Origin of the sequence: Ruegeria sp. HKCCA5929, from assembly GCF_013034525.1 — a bacterium.
Lineage (GTDB): Bacteria > Pseudomonadota > Alphaproteobacteria > Rhodobacterales > Rhodobacteraceae > Ruegeria.
Genome location: NZ_WQGE01000015.1, coordinates 1 through 17,483 on the forward strand (window position 1 = coordinate 1; position 17,483 = coordinate 17,483).

Consider the following 17,483-nt stretch of genomic DNA (forward strand, 5'->3'; position numbering starts at 1 on the left):
GGGCTCCCATCAAGCGATTGATCGGATAGCTGACCAAGCCTGCAATCACGCAAAATCCAACAGTCACACCCGCCGCCTCAGTGGGTGAGAATTTACCGGTATAGATGCCCCACAAAACCAAACCGATGGCAAAGAAGCCAAGCCAAGCGCCGAACGCAGTTTTCAACACCCGATTCAGTTGCAGCGGGATAAGATACCCCCAGCCATTCATGCGGCAGATGATCCAGCAAGCGAATTGCATCCCCATGACCATCAGCGCACCGGGCAGGATACCCGCGACGAACAGCTCCGAAATCGGCAGGTTCATCAGGAACCCATAGACAATGAAAATAATCGAAGGCGGAATGATAATCCCCACCGTGCCCCCCGCCGCCGCAGTGGCCGCGCTGAACCGCTCATCATAACCGCCTTTGACCATCTCCGGGTGCAACATGGAACCAATGGTGGCAGTCGTGGCCGAGTTCGAGCCCGAGATAGCGGCGAACAACCCGCACGCCCCCAGCGAGGCCATCGCCAACCCGCCGCGTATCCAACCCAAACAGGCATAGGCGAAGTCGCTGAGCCTCCGGGCGATACCGGATTTGTTGATCAGGTCTCCGGTCAAAATGAACAGCGGCATCGCCAGCAGGGCGAAACCCTTGTTGAAGACGTTCAGCAGCTCGGCACCCATATTGTCGAGCGTCAAGCCAAGGACAAACGAACAACCGATGACCCAGTAGCCGATGACCAGCAGAACCGGCACGCCCAGCATGAATAGAAATGTGACCCCAACCGAGATCAGTGTGACCATGGTTCCATCTGTCATCAGTCTGCTCCGATCACGGCCTGTTTGATGAGCGGTTCGCCTGTTTTCCAGTTGTGCAGATCATCCGCGAGATTTTGAAACACGCGCCCTACCATCAAGAAGAACGACAGCGGCGCAGCCAGAAGAAACCACCACTGCATGACGTTGTCGGTACCCAGTACGATCTGGAAATTTGACGCGGACAGGGCGACCAGGCGGGACGTGGTGACAATGACGATCACAGCGAAGATAAACCACAAAACCGCATCAAGGATCAGGCAAGCGAGCTGCCCTGCCCGTGGCATTGCGGTGCGGAATTCGCTAAAGCTCAAGTGCGTACGAAGGCGTACGTTGTAAGATGCGCCAAACCACGCCATGACCATAAACAGCAATGGCGGAATGGTCGTCGACCATGGTTCTTGATCATTGAACACGAAGCGGTCGATCACACCCCAGAAGATGATTAGTGCAATGGCAAGATAGGAATAAACCATCACTGATCGTTCCAAATGACGTTCTATGAAGGGCACCTTTCTATAGACCAACATGACCAGAAAACCGCCAAGCGCCGAGACGACTGCACCAAAAACCCAAGCAGCGTCAGATTCCAGAGCGGATTGAATCTCGAACGAATCCTGGCTGAGAAAGGCGCTGAAGATCGCGCCTATGTCTGCCCATAACGACATGTACCCCGTCCTCCCAGTCGGTGTGTTTTTGGAACCGGCCCGTTTGGGGCCGGTTCACTTCAGCTTATCAGGCTTGGCCCATCCACCAACGGCGCGGCTCGACGTTTTCTGGCAGGGTGTCAGCCGGAATTTCACGCGCGATGTCGTAGATTTCCTGATACGTATCGATGCCGCCCGCCCATTTGTTCAGGCGCTCACGCCACTGCGCCCAAGGTTCAGGGTTATAGTTCGGTGCGCACATCTCTTCGGCCAGTTTGATCTGATCTTCCGGCAGGAAGGCCGGGCGGACACCGTTTTCGGCAAAGATCGTGTTGGGAAGCTGCGGCTCCGAGAAGCCAACAGTGTTCAACAACGCGGCCTCATTCGCACCTTGGATCAACGCCTGAGTGAAGTAGGAAGATTCCATCACTGCGTCCTGCAACTCGCCCCCGAGGCCGTCGAAGACCTTGGCTGACATCGACGTATGCTCGGTGCCACAGAAGAACTTCAGGTTCACCGACTGCGAAACCACCGGTGCCATATTGGCGTAAGCCACGGCGGAGGCCCAGGTTTCAGCCCCGTCAATTAGACCGGTTTTCAGCGCATCCAGCGTCTCTTCCCAGGCCACAGGGACTGGGTTCAGGTTCAGCAACTGCATTGCGATCCGGCCCAACTGCGTGCCGGTCACGCGGTTCTTGGTGCCGAACAGCTCTTCCAGCTTGGTCACCGTAGGCTTATCGGCAAAGGTTGAGCCCATTTGCAAGCCACGCAGTTCGCAATGGGTAAAGAGGAACTTCAGCCCATGCCGTTTCTCAAGGGGTTCGCGGAGAATGCGTTGGCTCGCAGGGCTGTAGAAGAAATGGTACTGCGCCGCACGGCTTGGGAACATATAGGCATAGTCCAGCACGTTCAGGTAAGGTGCGCCACCAGCCGAGTTTTGGGTCGATGCGGCGTAGATATCGACGATTCCCTGCTGGGTTTTTTCAACGCAGCTGAGCTGACCACAGATCTGATTGTCGCCGATAAACTCGATCCGAATCTCACCGTCTGTGCGTTCTTCCAGATCGCGCGCAAACTCGATAGCCCCGGCGCGTTCGATCAGAAGGTTGCGAGTATTAAAGCCTGAAGCGCCAAACTTCAGCGTATGTTTGGGCTCTTTTGAGAACCGTTTTTCGTACGTGGATTCAGCCGCTTGCGCCAGGTTTGCCAAGCTCATCGCGCCACCGAACCCGCCTGCTGCCAGCAGAGTCGAACTCATGCCGTAACGACCTGCCACGCGGAAGAAATCCCGCCGCGAAATCCCACTCAGTTTCTTACCGATCTCCATTGCTTACCTCCCTGATCGCAATTATTGAGACGTTTTGTATCAAAAAAGGCTAGTATAATTCGATCAACTTGCATAGAGTTTTTTTCAGCGACATTGGGAGGAGGCAGTCATGGAGGTGGATTATGCGGTTGTTGGCGCGGGATCGTCGGGCTGTGTTATCGCCAATCGGCTAAGCGCTGATCCCAACACAACTGTCGCACTGCTAGAAGCAGGTGGCCGCGATACCAACCCGTGGATTCACATTCCTGTTGGTTACTTCAAAACCATGCACAACCCCTCGGTCGACTGGTGTTACCGCACCGAGCCTGACCCAGGTCTGAACGGTCGATCCATCGATTGGCCGCGCGGCAAGGTGCTGGGTGGGTCGTCCTCTCTGAACGGGTTGCTCTACGTGCGAGGCCAGAAAGAGGACTATGACCGCTGGCGGCAGATGGGCAACGAAGGTTGGGGCTGGGACGATGTGCTACCGCTGTTCAAACGCTGCGAAGATCAGGAACGCGGCGAGGATGAGTTTCACGGTGTGGGCGGGCCGCTTTCGGTGTCCAATATGCGCATTCAACGCCCGATCTGCGATGCCTGGGTCGCGGCGGCGCAAGCGGCAGGTTATCCTTTCAACCCCGATTACAATGGGGCCGAGCAAGAAGGCGTCGGCTATTTCCAACTGACAACCCGCAATGGCCGCCGGTGCAGTGCTGCCGTTGCCTATCTGAAACCCATTCGGGATCGACAAAACCTGAACATCATCACAAACGCTCTTGTCACGCGCGTGGTTCTGGAAGGGAAAAAGGCAACCGGTCTGGTTTACCGGGATCGTTCCGGCGTTGAGAAGACCTTGACAGTCCGACGTGAAATCATCCTGTCCGGCGGAGCGATTAACTCGCCACAGATCCTGATGCTTTCAGGGATCGGAGACCCAGACCACCTAAAGGAAAATGGCGTCGAGCCGCTGCACGCCCTGACGGGTGTCGGAAAAGGGCTACAGGACCACTTGCAGGCCCGGCTAGTATTCAAATGCAATGAGCCGACGCTGAATGATGAAGTCCGTAGCCTTTTTAATAAGGCGCGCATCGCCCTGAAATACGCACTGTTCCGTGCAGGTCCTATGACCATGGCGGCCAGCCTTGCCACCGGTTTCATGAAAACCCGTCAGGATGTAGAAACGCCCGATATCCAGTTTCACGTCCAGCCTTGGTCCGCTGACAGCCCCGGCGAGGGTGTTCATCCGTTTTCGGCCTTCACCATGTCGGTCTGCCAACTGCGCCCGGAAAGCCGGGGAGAGCTTTGTTTGAACGGTCCGGATCCGACTAAACATCTCAAAATAAAACCGAACTATCTGTCCACTGAAACGGATTGCCGAACCATTGTGGACGGGGTGAACATCGCGCGCAGAATAGCCAAACAGAATCCTTTAGCCTCGAAAATATCAGAGGAGTTTCGGCCAACGGCTCAGCTGAGTTCCGACGACTACGAAGGCACGCTGGACTGGGTAAGGTCAAACACCGCTTCAATCTATCATCCTACCGGCACTTGCGCGATGGGAAGCACCGAAGCATCAGTCGTAGATGCAAAACTAAAAGTTCACGGCATAGCCAACTTACGTGTGGCCGACTGCTCGATCATGCCGGAAATCGTCAGTGGTAACACCAATGCGCCGGCCATCATGATCGGCGAAAAGGCCAGTGATTTGATAAGAGCGGATGCCTGAATCAACAACAAAGGTTGGGGTGTTTGATCCCTCGGCGGGATCGTGTTCTTTTCTCTTTGGGAAAGAAGGAAGACAGACGTTCAGTCTCAAATTATTGTCTTCAGCCGCCTCTGCTTTGGCTGGGATTAAACTGGTCAACGTGATCCGAAATGGTCAATTCGCGCCCAGAGATCCGCCGTTTGTGCAGTTCTCTAAATTGGCAGTGTAGTTGATCCGTACAGTGACATCTTTCAGTTGCGTGATCCTGTCCAGCGTCGGACTTGAGTTGAACGACGACGACGCGGGCTTTCCTGCCTTTGGCTTTGATTTCCTCAACGTCCGCTTGCCAACTGGTAATTATCGTACTAATTCCCGACTACGCCCCGCAAGGACGCCGGGCGATGGAGATTTTATGTCTACGATTGCGGCCCGCCGCTAAGGTCCACCTGATTGGACCAACTTGAACCAGAAGACTTCTGCGCGAGATGCCGGAAGCCTTTTCTGCTGACATAAAACCACGAGACAATCCATTGATTATCTCAAAACACGAACAGCGTGTTTTGCACGTTCTGGCGCAAGGTGGAGCCATCCACTTTGAGCGCATGACGAACGGCAAAGTACGCGTAGTTTCCTGCTTTACACGCGACGGCCATGTTTTGGCTGATTGCTCGCTGAAGCTGTTTAACCGTCTGAAGAAACGGCGGTTCATTAAATCTGAAAACGGACAACCCTATCGCGCCACAAGGCTCGGCATTCGTTCCGTGAACCCCCAGTACGACAATCGATAAGGACACACAGAAAATGACAAACCCAATCATCAAAGCCACTTCAACCGATGACATTGCGGGGCTTCAGGCCGTGCTGGATGGGACAGAGCTTTTCCCGAGCGAGATGCTTGCGGAAATGCTGGCCCCTTACTTGAGGGGAGAAACAGAGGCCTTCTGGCTGACTTGCCACAGAAATGGAGAAGCTGTGGGCCTGTGCTACACTGTTCCAGAAGACCTAGCCGATGGCGCATGGAACATGCTCGCTCTTGCGGTGCGCCCAGATTTGCAAGGTAAACGGCTTGGGGCGGCGTTAGTACGCGCAGCCGAGCAGCGCCTAAAAGACAAGGGTCAACGCATCTTGATCGTAGACACGTCTGGTACAGATGGCTTCGCATTGACGCGCCAGTTCTACGCGCAGAATGGTTACGAAGAAGAAGCACGTATCCGAGACTTCTGGGCTGAAGGCGATGACAAGGTGATATTCCGAAAAGCCCTCTAGAAAGCACAGCCCTCCGCCATCCTTGTGGCAGGGGGCACTTTACAACCGACATTCGCTACGATGCTACACGTTGGTTGGTCTCGACTCACTGCCGATCTCGGAGACAGCGCAACATCCTGCGATATCCTCGCTCGTCAACATCGGGGCTGCACATTTCAACACGCCAATTTGCGTGGATCGTGCGTGACTAAGTCACATCTATAGGTTTGGAGGCAAGCGCATATGGCACACATTCAATGCGGTGGGCTAAGGTTAACCTAGTTTACAACAAGACCAGAAACCTTCGGGCCGTTCAGTTCCTTCTTGGCCAAACCAAGATGGACAGCCCTGTCCGATACCCTAGTGCGGAATTCGAGGATGCACTTGCCATAACAGAGGCCATCGAAATCTGATTTCTTCAAGCCGCATTCGCTGGCGGCCCGAACCGGCCATTGAACATGTGTTGTGTATTCTGCCGCACAGCTGATTGATGCAGGCTCTAGCTACACCAGCAAACCGCACTCCAAAATCATTCCATGTGGTTCAAACCTGCCCTGGAAGCCATAAAACGATAGCAGGGAAGGCAACGAGCAGCGCGATGGTTGCGGCATCCGCCAGAAAGAACGGCGTTACACCTTTGAAAACATCCTGAACGCTTAGGTCATCACGCACACCAGCCACTACAAAGCAATTCAGCCCAATGGGTGGGGTGATCAGGCAAAACTCGGCCATTTTGACCACCAGAATACCAAACCAGATAGCACACATCGGCCCGGACATACCAAAGGTGCTATCAGCTGCGCTTACGGCCTCTCCACCATTCAACGCCATGACAGCAGGGTAAACCACCGGCAACGTCAGCAGCAGCATGCCTATCGCATCCATGAACATGCCCAGTACAGCGTAAGCCAGAAGAATACAGATCAGGATGAGCATCGGAGACATCTCAAGCGAGGTGATCCAGTCGGAGAATGCACTTGGCAGTTCGGCAAAACCAAGAAAACGAACGTAAACCAAAACGCCCCAGATGATCGTGAAAATCATGACGCTCAGCTTGGCGGTTTCCAACAGCGCGTCTTTGAGTTCGGACCAGCGCATGCCCTGATACAGCGCCATCAGGAACACCACGAAGGCTCCGATTGCGCCACCTTCGGTTGGTGTACCCCAGGCATCGCCGCCGAACGGGTTGTAGACAAAGAAAATGATGGTGACGACGACAATCACAATGGGCAATGCAGGCGGCAACGAGAGGAGGCGTTCCTTCCATGTAAATCCGGTGACTGCGGGACCAAATCCTTTGATCACGACGGCCATGCCGATGATCAGCAAGCCATAAATCACCGCCGAGAACATGCCGGGAATAAATCCGGCCAAAAGCAGTTTGCCCACATCCTGCTCAACGATAATCGCGTAGATGACCAGAATGGCCGAAGGCGGGATAAGCGAGGCGAGCGTACCCCCTGCAGCAACGACACCTGCAGCAAAACGCTTGTCGTAGCCGATCTTCAGCATCTCGGGGATGGCGATACGGGCAAACACAGCGGAAGTGGCGACCGAGGCCCCGGATACCGCCGCGAACCCAGCGGTTGCGAAAACGGTCGAAACCGCCAGCCCGCCAGGGACCCATGCCAGCCAACGTTTTGCGGCTTCGAACAATGCTTTGGTCAGGCCCGCGTAATAGGCGAGGTAGCCAATCAGGATGAAGGTCGGGATCAGACTCAACGCCTGGCTTGAAATCTTGGAGTGCGGCACCTGCCCCGCTGTTTTGACGGCCACAGTAACAGCCTTGCCGAACCGCGCCGGGTCGTACCCAAACTTGGCCCAGAAGATCCAGATCAGACCAACCATGCCAGCGGTCGCGGCGGCAAAAGCCACGCGCATCCCCAACACCACAAGAACAAGCATACCGCCCGAGACGATCAGACCAATATCAATGGGTTCCATCAGATTTAACCTCAGTTGTCGTGGCCCGAGACGTGCTCGGCTTCCATCGCAGCTTGAGTGGCTGCATCGGCTATTAGCGGGACGGCAATAGTGGCCTGATCGGGGTGCCTGATCGCGCGACCATAGGCCCAGAGCTGTAGAGCAAGCCTCAAGCAAAGCACGCTGAAGGCGACGGGGGCCAACAGCTTTGCGGGCCATAGCGGGATACCTATGTCGATCGAGCTGTCGCGGCTCCAGAGTGGAGCACCAAAGTCAAAGCTGCGTGCGAAATGCGCCCAGCTCCCCCAAATCAGCAGGACGATCAGCGCCAGAATGACAGCGGTCGTGATGAACTCGACGATATAGAGCATCCGGCCTTTAAGCGCTCCGACAACCATGTCCATTCGGATATGACCGCCATCACGCTGCGCATAGGAAATCCCCATGAAGGCGATTAAAGGCATGGCCTGCTCGATCCAGTCTACGTAACCGGGAAGTGGCGCATTGGCGAAATTCCGACCACCAACGGAGACTACGGCCATGACCATCAGCGAAAAAACCGCAAGACCGCTGATCAGAGCCAGAAAGCTTTCCAGTTTGTAGAGGCGTTGATCGAGAATGCTGAGACGGCTGTCATCAGACAGCACCAGGGATGACCCGGCCATCGTTGTACTCCGCTGTCAGGGGAAAAGGTACCCGACGCCAGCTTGGCCGACGCCGGGTTGTGAGTGGACTAGCTGCCGTTTGCGATCTTCCCAGTCACAAGGTCATAAAGCTCTTGTGCTGGTAGGCCACGCTCGGTGTTTTCCGCAATCCAGGCCTCGGCGGCGGGGGCGGCAGCGGCGTCTTTGAACGCTGCGATTTCTTCATCGCTGAAAGTGACCCGCTCTATGCCGCGTTGATCCAGCTCAGGGCCCCACGCTTCCATCGTTTTTGTCTGGTAGTGGCTCACGTAGTGATCCAGTGCCTCTTCCACCGATCCCAGCAGCGCTTCGCGGTGTTCGTCGGACAGATCTTCCAGTGCCAGCGTGTTCACCACGACAGGGCAGTTGACGGTACCCGGGTTGAGGTTCGTCGTCCACCACGTGCCATTCTCAATGGTGCCGAAGGACATATGCGCGTGTGGTGCAAAGCTGACCGCTTTGACGATACCGCTGTCCATTGCCTGACGCACTTCGGATGCGGACATCGAGGTCGGAACGGCCCCAACTGTCTCCATCGCCTTGCCGATACCACCTGTCGCACGTACACTCAGACCTTCAAAATCGGTCAGAGATTTAGGCGCTTCACCAACACCAACGAGGTTGTACTGCGGCAGTGGCGAAGGCATCAGCAGAGTCGCGTCCCAACGGGCCAGATCCTCGACAACGGCCGGATGCTGATAAACGGCCATCGACAGGTCGACTTCCTGTTCAAGGGATGTCACGCCCAGAAACGGCAGTTCCAGGACAGTGATCGAGGGATTCTTGTCGCGGTGATAGCCCGCGCAGAACTGGGCCATTTCAAACGCGCCAATCGAGATCCCATCAAGGTTTTCTTTGTTTTTCGACAAGCCACCATAGCTGATGTTGAGTGTGAACTCACCGCCCGTCTTTTCGTTTACCAGTTCGGCAAGTTTCTCGACGTGTTCAGTAAAGGCACGACGCTTGCCCCACAGGGAAACGTTCCATTCGACAGCCAGTGCTTCGGATGCAACGGTCAGCGACAGGGCAGCAATAGCTGCCCGGTTCAGATGTTTGCGCATAGTGGCTCCTCCCAGATCATGCAATTCGTTTGGGTGGAGTATTCAGGAGGCGCAGCAGCCTGACTATGAAGGAAAATGCGGGCAGAATTCAGGATACCCTGCGGGATTCCGCAGGGTGGTTTCACTTACAACAAAGCTTCTTTGTCGAGACCGAGCTTGACGATCTTTTCGTTAAGTGTCCGACGCCCAATCCCAAGCGCTTCGGCGGCGGCGTCCATGCGGCCTTTGTGCGCCTTGATGGCTTTACCGATGAGCTCGCGTTCAAACGCAGCCACCGCTTCGCGCAGTGTATCCGGGACATCGTCAATATGCTGGTCGCTTTGGATCGCCTGCGCCACCGACCCTGCTCCGCGTCGCGCAGTCAAAATACGCCGCTCGCAGACATGGCGCAGCTCACGCACATTTCCAGGCCAGTCATGTGCAAGCAAGGCAGCCAAGTCGTCCTGATCGAGTTCTGGCGCGTCTATCTCATAAACCTGCGCGTATTCATTCAAGAAATGCGTTGCCAACAGAACCAGATCGTCCCGTCGTTGTCGTAGCGGAGGTAAGGACAGAACGACAGTATTCAATCGAAACAACAGGTCCTGACGCAGGCGGCCTTCCTCGGCTGCCAGCACAACATCTTCGTTGGTTGCCGACACGACTCTGAAGCTGACCGGCACCGGCGACACTGCGCCCACGGGCAGCACCTGCTGTTCTTCGATGACCCTTAGTAGCTTGGCCTGCACCGCCGGTGGGCACGAGCAGATTTCATCCAGAAACAAGGTCCCACCTGATGCCGCCACAAGTCTTCCGTCGGATTCGCCCGCGACGCCGAACATTTCTGCCTCAAACGTATCAGCCGACAATGCGGCGCAATTCAACGCCAGAAACGGTGCCTCGGGCGAGCGGCCCAAATCATGTAAAGCATGAGCTACCAGCTCTTTCCCGGTGCCCGTATCCCCCTTCAACAAAACCGCAACCGATGTATCTGCAAGATCAAGCACGTCTTGTCGCAAGTCTGTAATGGTGTCTGTTTGGCCCAGCAGGATGCGGTCAAGGCCCGACAGTTTAAACAGCCGATCTTTGAGGCGGGCATTACTTCTTCGCATCCGGTTCTGTTCAGCCGCGTGCCTCAGCACCGTAAGCAATCGACGTGGTTCATATGGCTTTTCGATGAACCCATACGCCCCGTCCTGTATGGCCTGAACCGCCATGGGAATGTCACCATGCGCCGAAATCAATACCACCGGAGGCGCCACATCCCTGTCCAGGTTGGCCAGCAATTCGAGACCCGACATGCCGGGCATACGCACATCGGACAAAATGACATCGGGCGAGGCATTGGCCAAATGTTCCGTCACCTGTGTCGCACGTGGCAAGGCGCTGACTGCCCAGTCGGCGGCTTCGAGCAACTCGACAAGGGACTGTCGCATTGCTTTGTCATCGTCAACGACCAGAACTTTGAAGGGTTGCTGCTGGGTCATGCGTCCGTTTCTTCATTAATTGAGGCTATCGGGAAGCTGACACGGAAAATTGTTCCGCCGCCATCACGATTTCGGGCCGTCATTGTTCCATCGTGATCTTTGACAATGCTGGTGGAAATGGCCAGTCCCAAGCCCATGCCTCTCCCGCTCTCTCTTGTGGTAACAAATGGCTCTTGCAACTCAGCCAGCGTTGCCTCACCCAATCCATGACCGTTGTCCTGAATTTCCAACACGACCTCATCATCAAGCGCCTTGACGGCGATATGGATTTCAGGCGCGTCCGCGTCATCCATAGCGTCTATGGCATTGCGCAAGAGGTTCGTGATGACCTGTTCGATCCTTAGGGCACTGCCCCGGATAAAGACCGGATCGGTCGGCGCATCAATTGAGATTTTCACCTTGCCCTGTTCGATGTTTGGCGCAACCAGAGCCAATGCGGCGTTAACTGAAGTGCGTAAATCTACGTCGTCGAACGCCTCGCTCTCTGAGCGTGCGAAGAACCGCAATTGGCGCGTGATCGCCTCCATCCTGTCCACGAGGCTTCCGATTTTTTGCGGCAGCTTGCTCTCCCCGGAAGATGAGATTTCTTCTGCCACCAAGTGATTGCGCATCGCAGCAATGGGTTGACCCAACTCATGTGTGACCGACGCGGATAGTTGCCCCAGAGCCGCCAGTCGGCTTGCGCGCTCCAACTCGCTTTGGGTGCGTTTGAGACTCCGCTCGGCTGTCTTGCGGTCGTCGATTTCAACGGCAAGCCTTTCATTTGCCTCGCGCAACTTCACTTCTTCCTCTTCGGACCGCACCAAAGCCGCGCTTACGCGTCTTGCGCGTTGTATCTGGATGAAGAAAAATGCGAGCCCCGCCAAAAGGACAAAAACTGCAGTTACAAGCCAACTGCGCGCGACGGCCTGGTCGTCACTTGCGAAATAGTGCAGCGACCAGCCATGCGGCAGGTCCGTAGCCGCAAGGTGCAGACGCTTGGCCCCCGCAATTCTGGCCTGATACCCCGGCAACTCGGCCCAATCCATTGGATCTAAGTCTTGCCCCGGAAACTGCCTCGCGTTTCGGATCCGGTCTTTCTGCTGGTCCGACAGTGGCGTTAACACACGGTATTGCCAATCCGAGTTTGAAGACAGCAAAACAACACCGTCCTCATTGGCCAATAGCACCTGTTCGCCCGAGTTTTTCCAACTGTCCTGAAGGTCCGAGAAATCTATCTTGATCGCTATGACGCCGGTTGAAACCCCTCGGTCGTTACGCACTGCGTTCGCAATGAAGTAACCCGGCAAACCCGTTGTGGCCCCGATGGCGTAGAAGCGGCCCTGTTCACCAGAAATGGCAGTTTGGAAATACGGTCGGAAAGCGTAGTTCTGTCCAACAAAGCTCCCAACGTCGCGGAAGTTCGAAGCGGCAATGGTGATGCCGTCTTCGTTCATCAGATAGATAGCATCCAGCCCCGCCTGCGCCGCAAAATCTTCGAGCCTTCGGTTCAAAGTACCAGTGCCGTCCCCTTCGGCTGTTCCAATCACAAAGGAATCCTGTGACAGCACATATGTGAGGTGGGAAAATCGTTCGAGTTCGCTGTTTACCGAGCTTTGATAGAGAGAGAGCCGGCCCTGAGCCTTAGAAAGCTCCTCTGAAACGAAGTACTGGTAAGAAACCAAATAAAGGCCAATGCTGGCGGCAATGGCTACCAATATTCCTACAATATACGAAGTTGATCGCATTGAATGCCCATGAACTGTGACCGCATAGGATCACAGTAGGTTTTAGCCGTCCATCCGGTTCTGTCGCAATTCTCATTGAAGGATGAGGAATTGACGCCAGCCGTGTTCGCTCCACTTTCGTCGAAGACAATTTTCCGTAACAAACCGTTCGCCTCAAACGCACGCGTGAAGAACTGGGTCGCAGCCGCTTTTTTCCCGCACTTGGATGGGATGAAACGCGAAGCGCCAACTACAAGACCGGCGTATCGGTTCACCCGTCGGATCAGCTTTGCGTGATCCAGTCCAACACCACGTTTCGCAACGATGCCTTCCAGAAAGCCCACTCAAAACGCATCCATCGAAGGCTTCAACGGCAAGTTGCGCGACGAATGCCTCCACGAAACGCTCTTCAGCTCACTGGACGAAGCTCGGGAAGTTTTGGAAGCATGGAAGGATGACTACAACACCCACAGACCGCACTCGGCGCGCGAAAATCTGACGCCAAAGGAATTTGCAGCAAAAAGGAACATGCACAAACTGGCCGCGTAACGCCATCAAACGACACTCAAAGACTCTCAGTGAGATGGAGGAAACTTGGGGCTCAGGTCATTTCGCATCCGCTTTTCGTCCCCGCAGCGCTGAGGTTATCGGTCGAATAACAAAGTAGGTTCGGTTGTATGTCCCCTACCCTGCCCGCCTGACGCCATCGATTTAACCGCCAGGTTTTAGTAACCCGCGCCCTGTCGGGTATCCCAGAGACGCAGAATTTCTATCTGAGTTGGCATTACACGATAGATTAACGTGAATGGGGTTCGCGCCACTGATAGCTCCCGTATGTCTTGACGTGTGTCACTTGCGTGACCTGTATATGGGTTGGCTGCAAGAGTAAGCTGAATGGCTTTGAGCTGAGCTCGTGCCCTTTCGCTGCCTTCAGGAAAAACCGACGTGTAGTAATAACGGGACCATTGAATGTCCCGGACCGTATCTTCGAGAAATACAATTTTCATTGGCTGTTGGATTGCCCACTTGCGACCGGAGCAGAGAGCTCATTCTCGGTATCCCAGCTGTCTATCCAGGCATTCATTTCGTCTGCTGTGATGAACTTACCTAGATCTGCTTTTTCAACAGCCGCATCAATGGCTGCACGTTTTGCTGCCTTGGATTCCAGCATCATTTTGATTGCCCGTACCGCGAGTTGTGCTGGTGGCCGATCTTCGATCGCAGCTTCTCGTTCCAAGGACTTTCTCAAGTCTTCATCGAGACGGATTGAATATGGCCTGGTACTCACGGCAATCACCTGTATCTGATATGTAATACAATGTAATACAGTGTCACTCTGTTCACAATAGACGATGGCATGAACCGCATCTGTTGCTCTGAGCTCATGCGCGAGATGAGATATCATAGATACGGCCCTCAATTCTGTGGCTATTTTGAATTTTGCTTCAATAACGCGGTCGGTTGCATGTCTCCCTGATCGATTCTGGTTTTCAGAGAAATCAAATAGGCTTGGTGGGATTTTATGCTTTCCGCTCGTTGGAAAATATATCCCAGGATCATGAAACGGAGAGCCGGACCATGTGTCGATTTCATAGCAAACCAAGTCTGACCAAGTCGTAGGTATTCGGCGATATCGTCCATAAGACGGTCACAATGTGTCTGATCCCGCGCAAAGCGAAGTTCCGCGCACAAATGTGGAAAGCTGCGCTCCATTTGATCTGGAGAAACTTGAATCTGAGAAGGTTTTTCTTTCTTAACTTTCGGACTCAAAGAGTCCTCTTTGTGCCCCTCATTTTCATGGTCATTGGCCCTCAAATTCTCTGTATGTGCCTGTGTTATCCGGGATATCTCCACAGAGATTTCCGTCAGAAGTTTGCCTAGTACATTTGCATCTGGTTTGCGACGCAGAGCATTGCGCACGGTGGCCATCAATTCCTTGATTGCGATGTCGTTTGCCACGATTTCCTTTAGGCGCGCCATAGCGGCTGAAACCTTGTCACGTAGCACTGTGAACTCAAGAACACGATCGGTATGTTTTTGGGCTTCTTGAATGAATTCCGCGTGCCGTTCCGACAATGGCATTAGGGACAGTCCAGTTGCGGTAACCACCCTACCCAGTCGGTCCCGGCGCGCCCAACGTTTGCCGTTTGCGCTCATGACGCGACGGATAAGCCCAAGCTCAACCAACGCCGAGATATGGCGTTCAACAGTTTGAACACTGACATGGGTTCGTTTTGCGATTGCCGCATTGGAAGCGAAGCAGATGTGACGGTCATCCTGATCCGAAAAAATCTGATCTCCACTCATAAAGGAAATCATAGCTCTCAGGACATTGAGCGACGTGGATTTAAGCCCAAGCGGCTCTCTGGCTTCTTCAACTGCCCGAAGAAGCATCCATTTATTAGGCGTACTACCCCCCTGCCCTGCCGTTCCCGACAAGGTTGCTCCGTTTGGAGCCAATGCTGTTACTGTTTTCATGGTTTTCTATTGGCAGACAAAAATTACCCGTTCGCTCAAGAGCGTTTTTTCTTGTGTGGCGATTCGGGTGCTGCTAGATTCTAGGTGTCTAATCTAAGAATTGCGCTTTGCGCAGCAGCCCTCGAAGCTCCGGTTTCGGGGGTTTTGTTTGCCTTCCTCCTTTCTGCTCGTCCTCAGTTCTTTTTCTCGGCGTTTACAGCTGTAAACTCAGCGTGTGAGCGCTTGATGATTTCAGACATGTTTTTGTCCAACCAGCTAGCGAAGTCAGCGTTAGCTCCGGTCCTTTTGACCGAAACAGTTAGTGATCCGTTGGAGGATTTGATTGTAACGCCTTCGATTGGACTGACTTCCGATGCACCGTCTCTTTGTCGTGCACCACGTTTGGCAGCTGCTTCAAGGAGCATTTCCAGTCGATCATCTGACGACATCGATGGCTCAATGGTTGCAAGCAGTTTTGCCGCTTCATCTTGTTCCAGCTTGCCTGCAATGAAGTGTTCTGCAAGCACGGTCCATTTTGGGCGGCCAGATTTTGGGGCTGCTCCTATCATGTCACCAATCTTTGCAGGAACATGTTGCGTAACTTTTGTCAGGTGAGACAGCCCTGATTTCGAAAGGTTCAATACTTGCCGTACCGTCGCAGTGTCATGCCCTGAAGTCAGGATTGCCTCGGCGAAACGTGCTTTCTCGTAGAAGGAAAGATTGCGCCTCGCAGCATTTTCGAGTCCCTTAGCGAGAAGCGCAGAAGCATCGTCGATATCCTGAACATTGGCGCGGACCTTAATGCCGAGTTCACGACAGGCTTTGAGTCTCCTCCTCCCATAAATCGCCTCGTATCGACCGTCGGACTTCGATTTTCTGACAAGAATGGGAACTTGTTGGCCACCGTCTCGGATACTCGATATCAAGCTTTCAAAGCTATCGTCTTCTTCGTCAGTGTTTACAGCTGTAAACTCACCAAGCCTGTCGGCGGGACCCCAATCGTCAATCAGAGCAGGGTCAATTTCCCTGATTGCGGCCAGAGAGCCTTGAAGCGCACCAAGTGCAGGGGCATTGGGTTTTGGGGCTTTATCGATGGCCTTGGGGTTAGAGCGCGCGATGGTGTTTGCGATCCCCGACATCTCCTGAAGCGACTTTCTAGCCATTAGCTGCGTCCCCATGCTTGATGGATCATTTGCTCTACCTCAGAGCCGATCGCATCCATCGAGTTCTTTGCCCGATCATAAGTTGCGCGTGTCATTTCTGACCGCACGACCTCGTAAATTGATTGTTTGAGCATTGTGGCGTCACTGATAGCGGTGCTTTTGAGGGCGGTAGCTGACATAACGCGATCCTGAAACAGTGCTCGCATGAACGAAGCCAGTTGTTGAGACGGTACGTCTGTCGGCTCGTCCCGCGTTATCAGAAATTTGAAGTTGTCGTATTCAAGCGTAGCGCCGGCATCTTCAATGACTGCCATGTAAGCACCAGCAAGTTCGAGAAATTGAGCCGTCGAAGACACGTCCAGCATCGAAGGTGTCAGCGGCACAAGCAGTGAACTGGCAGCGGCCATCCCAGCTATTGTCAAGAATCCGAGTTGAGGTGGGCTATCAATCAGAACAAGGTCAAAATCGCCTTCGATCTGGGCCAGAGCATTCCGTATTCTCGTAAAGAACGGATGGTCCGGATTAGAATGAACGGCAGATTCTGTTTCAAATTCGGAAAGAACAAGCCGTGACGGTGCCACAGACAGACCGGGGAAGTATGTCGGAAGCACGACGTCCGCCATATCTACCGGATCTTCATATCGAATAGCATCGTAAATCGTCAGCCCGTCAAACTCTATCTCCGGGCTGATGCCGCACATGGATGTAAGCGAGCCTTGTGGATCCAGGTCAACGGCCAGTACACGGTAACCGCGGAGCGCAAAATAATGAGCAAGGTGAATTGTTGTGGTGCTCTTGCTGCTGCCTCCCTTAAAATTCATTAACTGCCAAACTTGGAGTTTTTCTCCTTCAGTCCGACGAGGGATATAGCGCCCTTTTTTGCGCGATGTCTTCTCAAGTGTTTCGCGAGCTTCCCAAAGTTCTTGGGCGGTATAGTAACGTCGACCGCTGCGTACGTCCTTTGGTTCAGGAATCGTTCCTTCTGCGTGGACCTTACGCATGAATTGACCTGAAACACCCAAGAGTTCGGCCGCTTCTGGGGCTGCAAAGTTGCGCAGTGATTTGGTGTTGTCAGGGGCAAATGCCGCAAGAAGATGTTCCCGGATAGCCGAGTTTAATCTCTCAGAAATTTCAGTAGCGAGAGCCGATGGTCGTTCTGCCTCAAGTGGTGTCACGGGAATCATGTAGTTGCCTCAAATCAAAGAATGTGGTCATTTTCGCGCCACTTGAGACAAACAGTCGTGATTCATTATCCTAAGTCAAGGATTTTCGCTTATATTGTGGGTTCTACAAAGCTGTAAACTACATACGCTTTGCAT

The 17,483-nt window shown here is 53.9% G+C and carries 16 protein-coding genes and 1 pseudogene; 4 read left to right on the forward strand and 13 right to left on the reverse strand.

What is annotated here, in order from left to right:
* The 3 genes from GOV90_RS20790 to GOV90_RS20800 form a co-directional block, all read right to left on the reverse strand.
* Window positions 1-805 (reverse strand): TRAP transporter large permease subunit (locus GOV90_RS20790; RefSeq protein ID WP_171172931.1); only part of this gene is annotated, 805 nt, incomplete at its 3' end.
* Window positions 805-1,470 (reverse strand): TRAP transporter small permease, encoded by a 666-nt coding sequence (locus GOV90_RS20795; protein WP_171096760.1) that lies wholly within the window; start codon window positions 1,468-1,470, stop codon window positions 805-807. The genes GOV90_RS20795 and GOV90_RS20790, both read right to left, overlap by 1 nt.
* Window positions 1,471-1,537: 67 nt before the next feature.
* Window positions 1,538-2,776 carry a TRAP transporter substrate-binding protein gene (locus GOV90_RS20800; RefSeq protein ID WP_171096761.1) on the reverse strand — a complete coding sequence of 413 codons (1,239 nt, stop codon included), beginning with the start codon at window positions 2,774-2,776 and terminating at the stop codon, window positions 1,538-1,540.
* 109 nt (window positions 2,777-2,885) lie between these two features.
* Between GOV90_RS20800 and GOV90_RS20805 the strand changes: the two genes are divergently transcribed.
* From GOV90_RS20805 to GOV90_RS20815, 3 genes are all read left to right on the forward strand, one after another.
* A complete protein-coding gene (locus GOV90_RS20805) occupies window positions 2,886-4,481 on the forward strand; it encodes a GMC family oxidoreductase (RefSeq protein WP_171096762.1) in 1,596 nt (531 codons plus the stop codon).
* 464 nt (window positions 4,482-4,945) lie between these two features.
* The gene (locus tag GOV90_RS20810; protein WP_371732524.1) at window positions 4,946-5,248 is read left to right on the forward strand and encodes a YjhX family toxin; all 303 of its coding nucleotides are present in this window, start codon (window positions 4,946-4,948) and stop codon (window positions 5,246-5,248) included.
* Window positions 5,249-5,261: 13 nt separating this feature from the next.
* Complete coding sequence (locus GOV90_RS20815) at window positions 5,262-5,726, forward strand: GNAT family N-acetyltransferase (RefSeq protein WP_216602380.1); 465 nt, start codon at window positions 5,262-5,264, stop codon at window positions 5,724-5,726.
* 522 nt (window positions 5,727-6,248) lie between these two features.
* Here GOV90_RS20815 and GOV90_RS20820 read toward each other — a convergent pair.
* The 5 genes from GOV90_RS20820 to GOV90_RS20840 form a co-directional block, all read right to left on the reverse strand.
* Window positions 6,249-7,649, reverse strand: coding sequence for a TRAP transporter large permease (locus GOV90_RS20820; protein WP_171096763.1), 1,401 nt, complete (start codon window positions 7,647-7,649; stop codon window positions 6,249-6,251).
* Between the two features lie 11 nt (window positions 7,650-7,660).
* Entirely contained in the window at window positions 7,661-8,293 is a 633-nt protein-coding gene (locus GOV90_RS20825) for a TRAP transporter small permease subunit (RefSeq protein ID WP_171096764.1), read from the reverse strand.
* A gap of 68 nt (window positions 8,294-8,361) precedes the next feature.
* Window positions 8,362-9,372 carry a TRAP transporter substrate-binding protein DctP gene (gene dctP, locus GOV90_RS20830; protein ID WP_171096765.1) on the reverse strand — a complete coding sequence of 337 codons (1,011 nt, stop codon included), beginning with the start codon at window positions 9,370-9,372 and terminating at the stop codon, window positions 8,362-8,364.
* Between the two features lie 125 nt (window positions 9,373-9,497).
* Window positions 9,498-10,838 carry a sigma-54 dependent transcriptional regulator gene (locus GOV90_RS20835; protein ID WP_171096766.1) on the reverse strand — a complete coding sequence of 447 codons (1,341 nt, stop codon included), beginning with the start codon at window positions 10,836-10,838 and terminating at the stop codon, window positions 9,498-9,500.
* The gene (locus GOV90_RS20840; protein ID WP_171096767.1) at window positions 10,835-12,565 is read right to left on the reverse strand and encodes an ATP-binding protein; all 1,731 of its coding nucleotides are present in this window, start codon (window positions 12,563-12,565) and stop codon (window positions 10,835-10,837) included. The genes GOV90_RS20835 and GOV90_RS20840 overlap by 4 nt, the downstream gene beginning before the upstream one ends.
* Window positions 12,566-12,880: 315 nt before the next feature.
* Between GOV90_RS20840 and GOV90_RS20845 the strand changes: the two are divergent.
* A pseudogene (locus GOV90_RS20845) lies at window positions 12,881-13,093 on the forward strand (transposase); the annotation flags it as partial.
* A 176-nt stretch (window positions 13,094-13,269) separates the two neighbouring features.
* Here GOV90_RS20845 and GOV90_RS21460 read toward each other — a convergent pair.
* From GOV90_RS21460 to repA, 5 genes are all read right to left on the reverse strand, one after another.
* A complete protein-coding gene (locus GOV90_RS21460; protein WP_171096769.1) occupies window positions 13,270-13,551 on the reverse strand; it encodes a type II toxin-antitoxin system RelE/ParE family toxin in 282 nt (93 codons plus the stop codon).
* Complete coding sequence (locus tag GOV90_RS20855) at window positions 13,548-13,949, reverse strand: CopG family ribbon-helix-helix protein (protein WP_171096770.1); 402 nt, start codon at window positions 13,947-13,949, stop codon at window positions 13,548-13,550. The genes GOV90_RS21460 and GOV90_RS20855 overlap by 4 nt, the downstream gene beginning before the upstream one ends.
* Window positions 13,950-13,972: 23 nt before the next feature.
* A complete protein-coding gene (locus tag GOV90_RS20860) occupies window positions 13,973-15,022 on the reverse strand; it encodes a helix-turn-helix domain-containing protein (RefSeq protein WP_171096771.1) in 1,050 nt (349 codons plus the stop codon).
* 173 nt (window positions 15,023-15,195) lie between these two features.
* A complete protein-coding gene (gene repB, locus GOV90_RS20865; protein ID WP_171172933.1) occupies window positions 15,196-16,164 on the reverse strand; it encodes a plasmid partitioning protein RepB in 969 nt (322 codons plus the stop codon).
* On the reverse strand, window positions 16,164-17,348 hold the full coding sequence (repA, locus tag GOV90_RS20870) for a plasmid partitioning protein RepA (RefSeq protein WP_171096773.1): 1,185 nt from the start codon (window positions 17,346-17,348) through the stop codon (window positions 16,164-16,166). The genes repB and repA overlap by 1 nt, the downstream gene beginning before the upstream one ends.
* Window positions 17,349-17,483 lie beyond the last annotated feature (135 nt).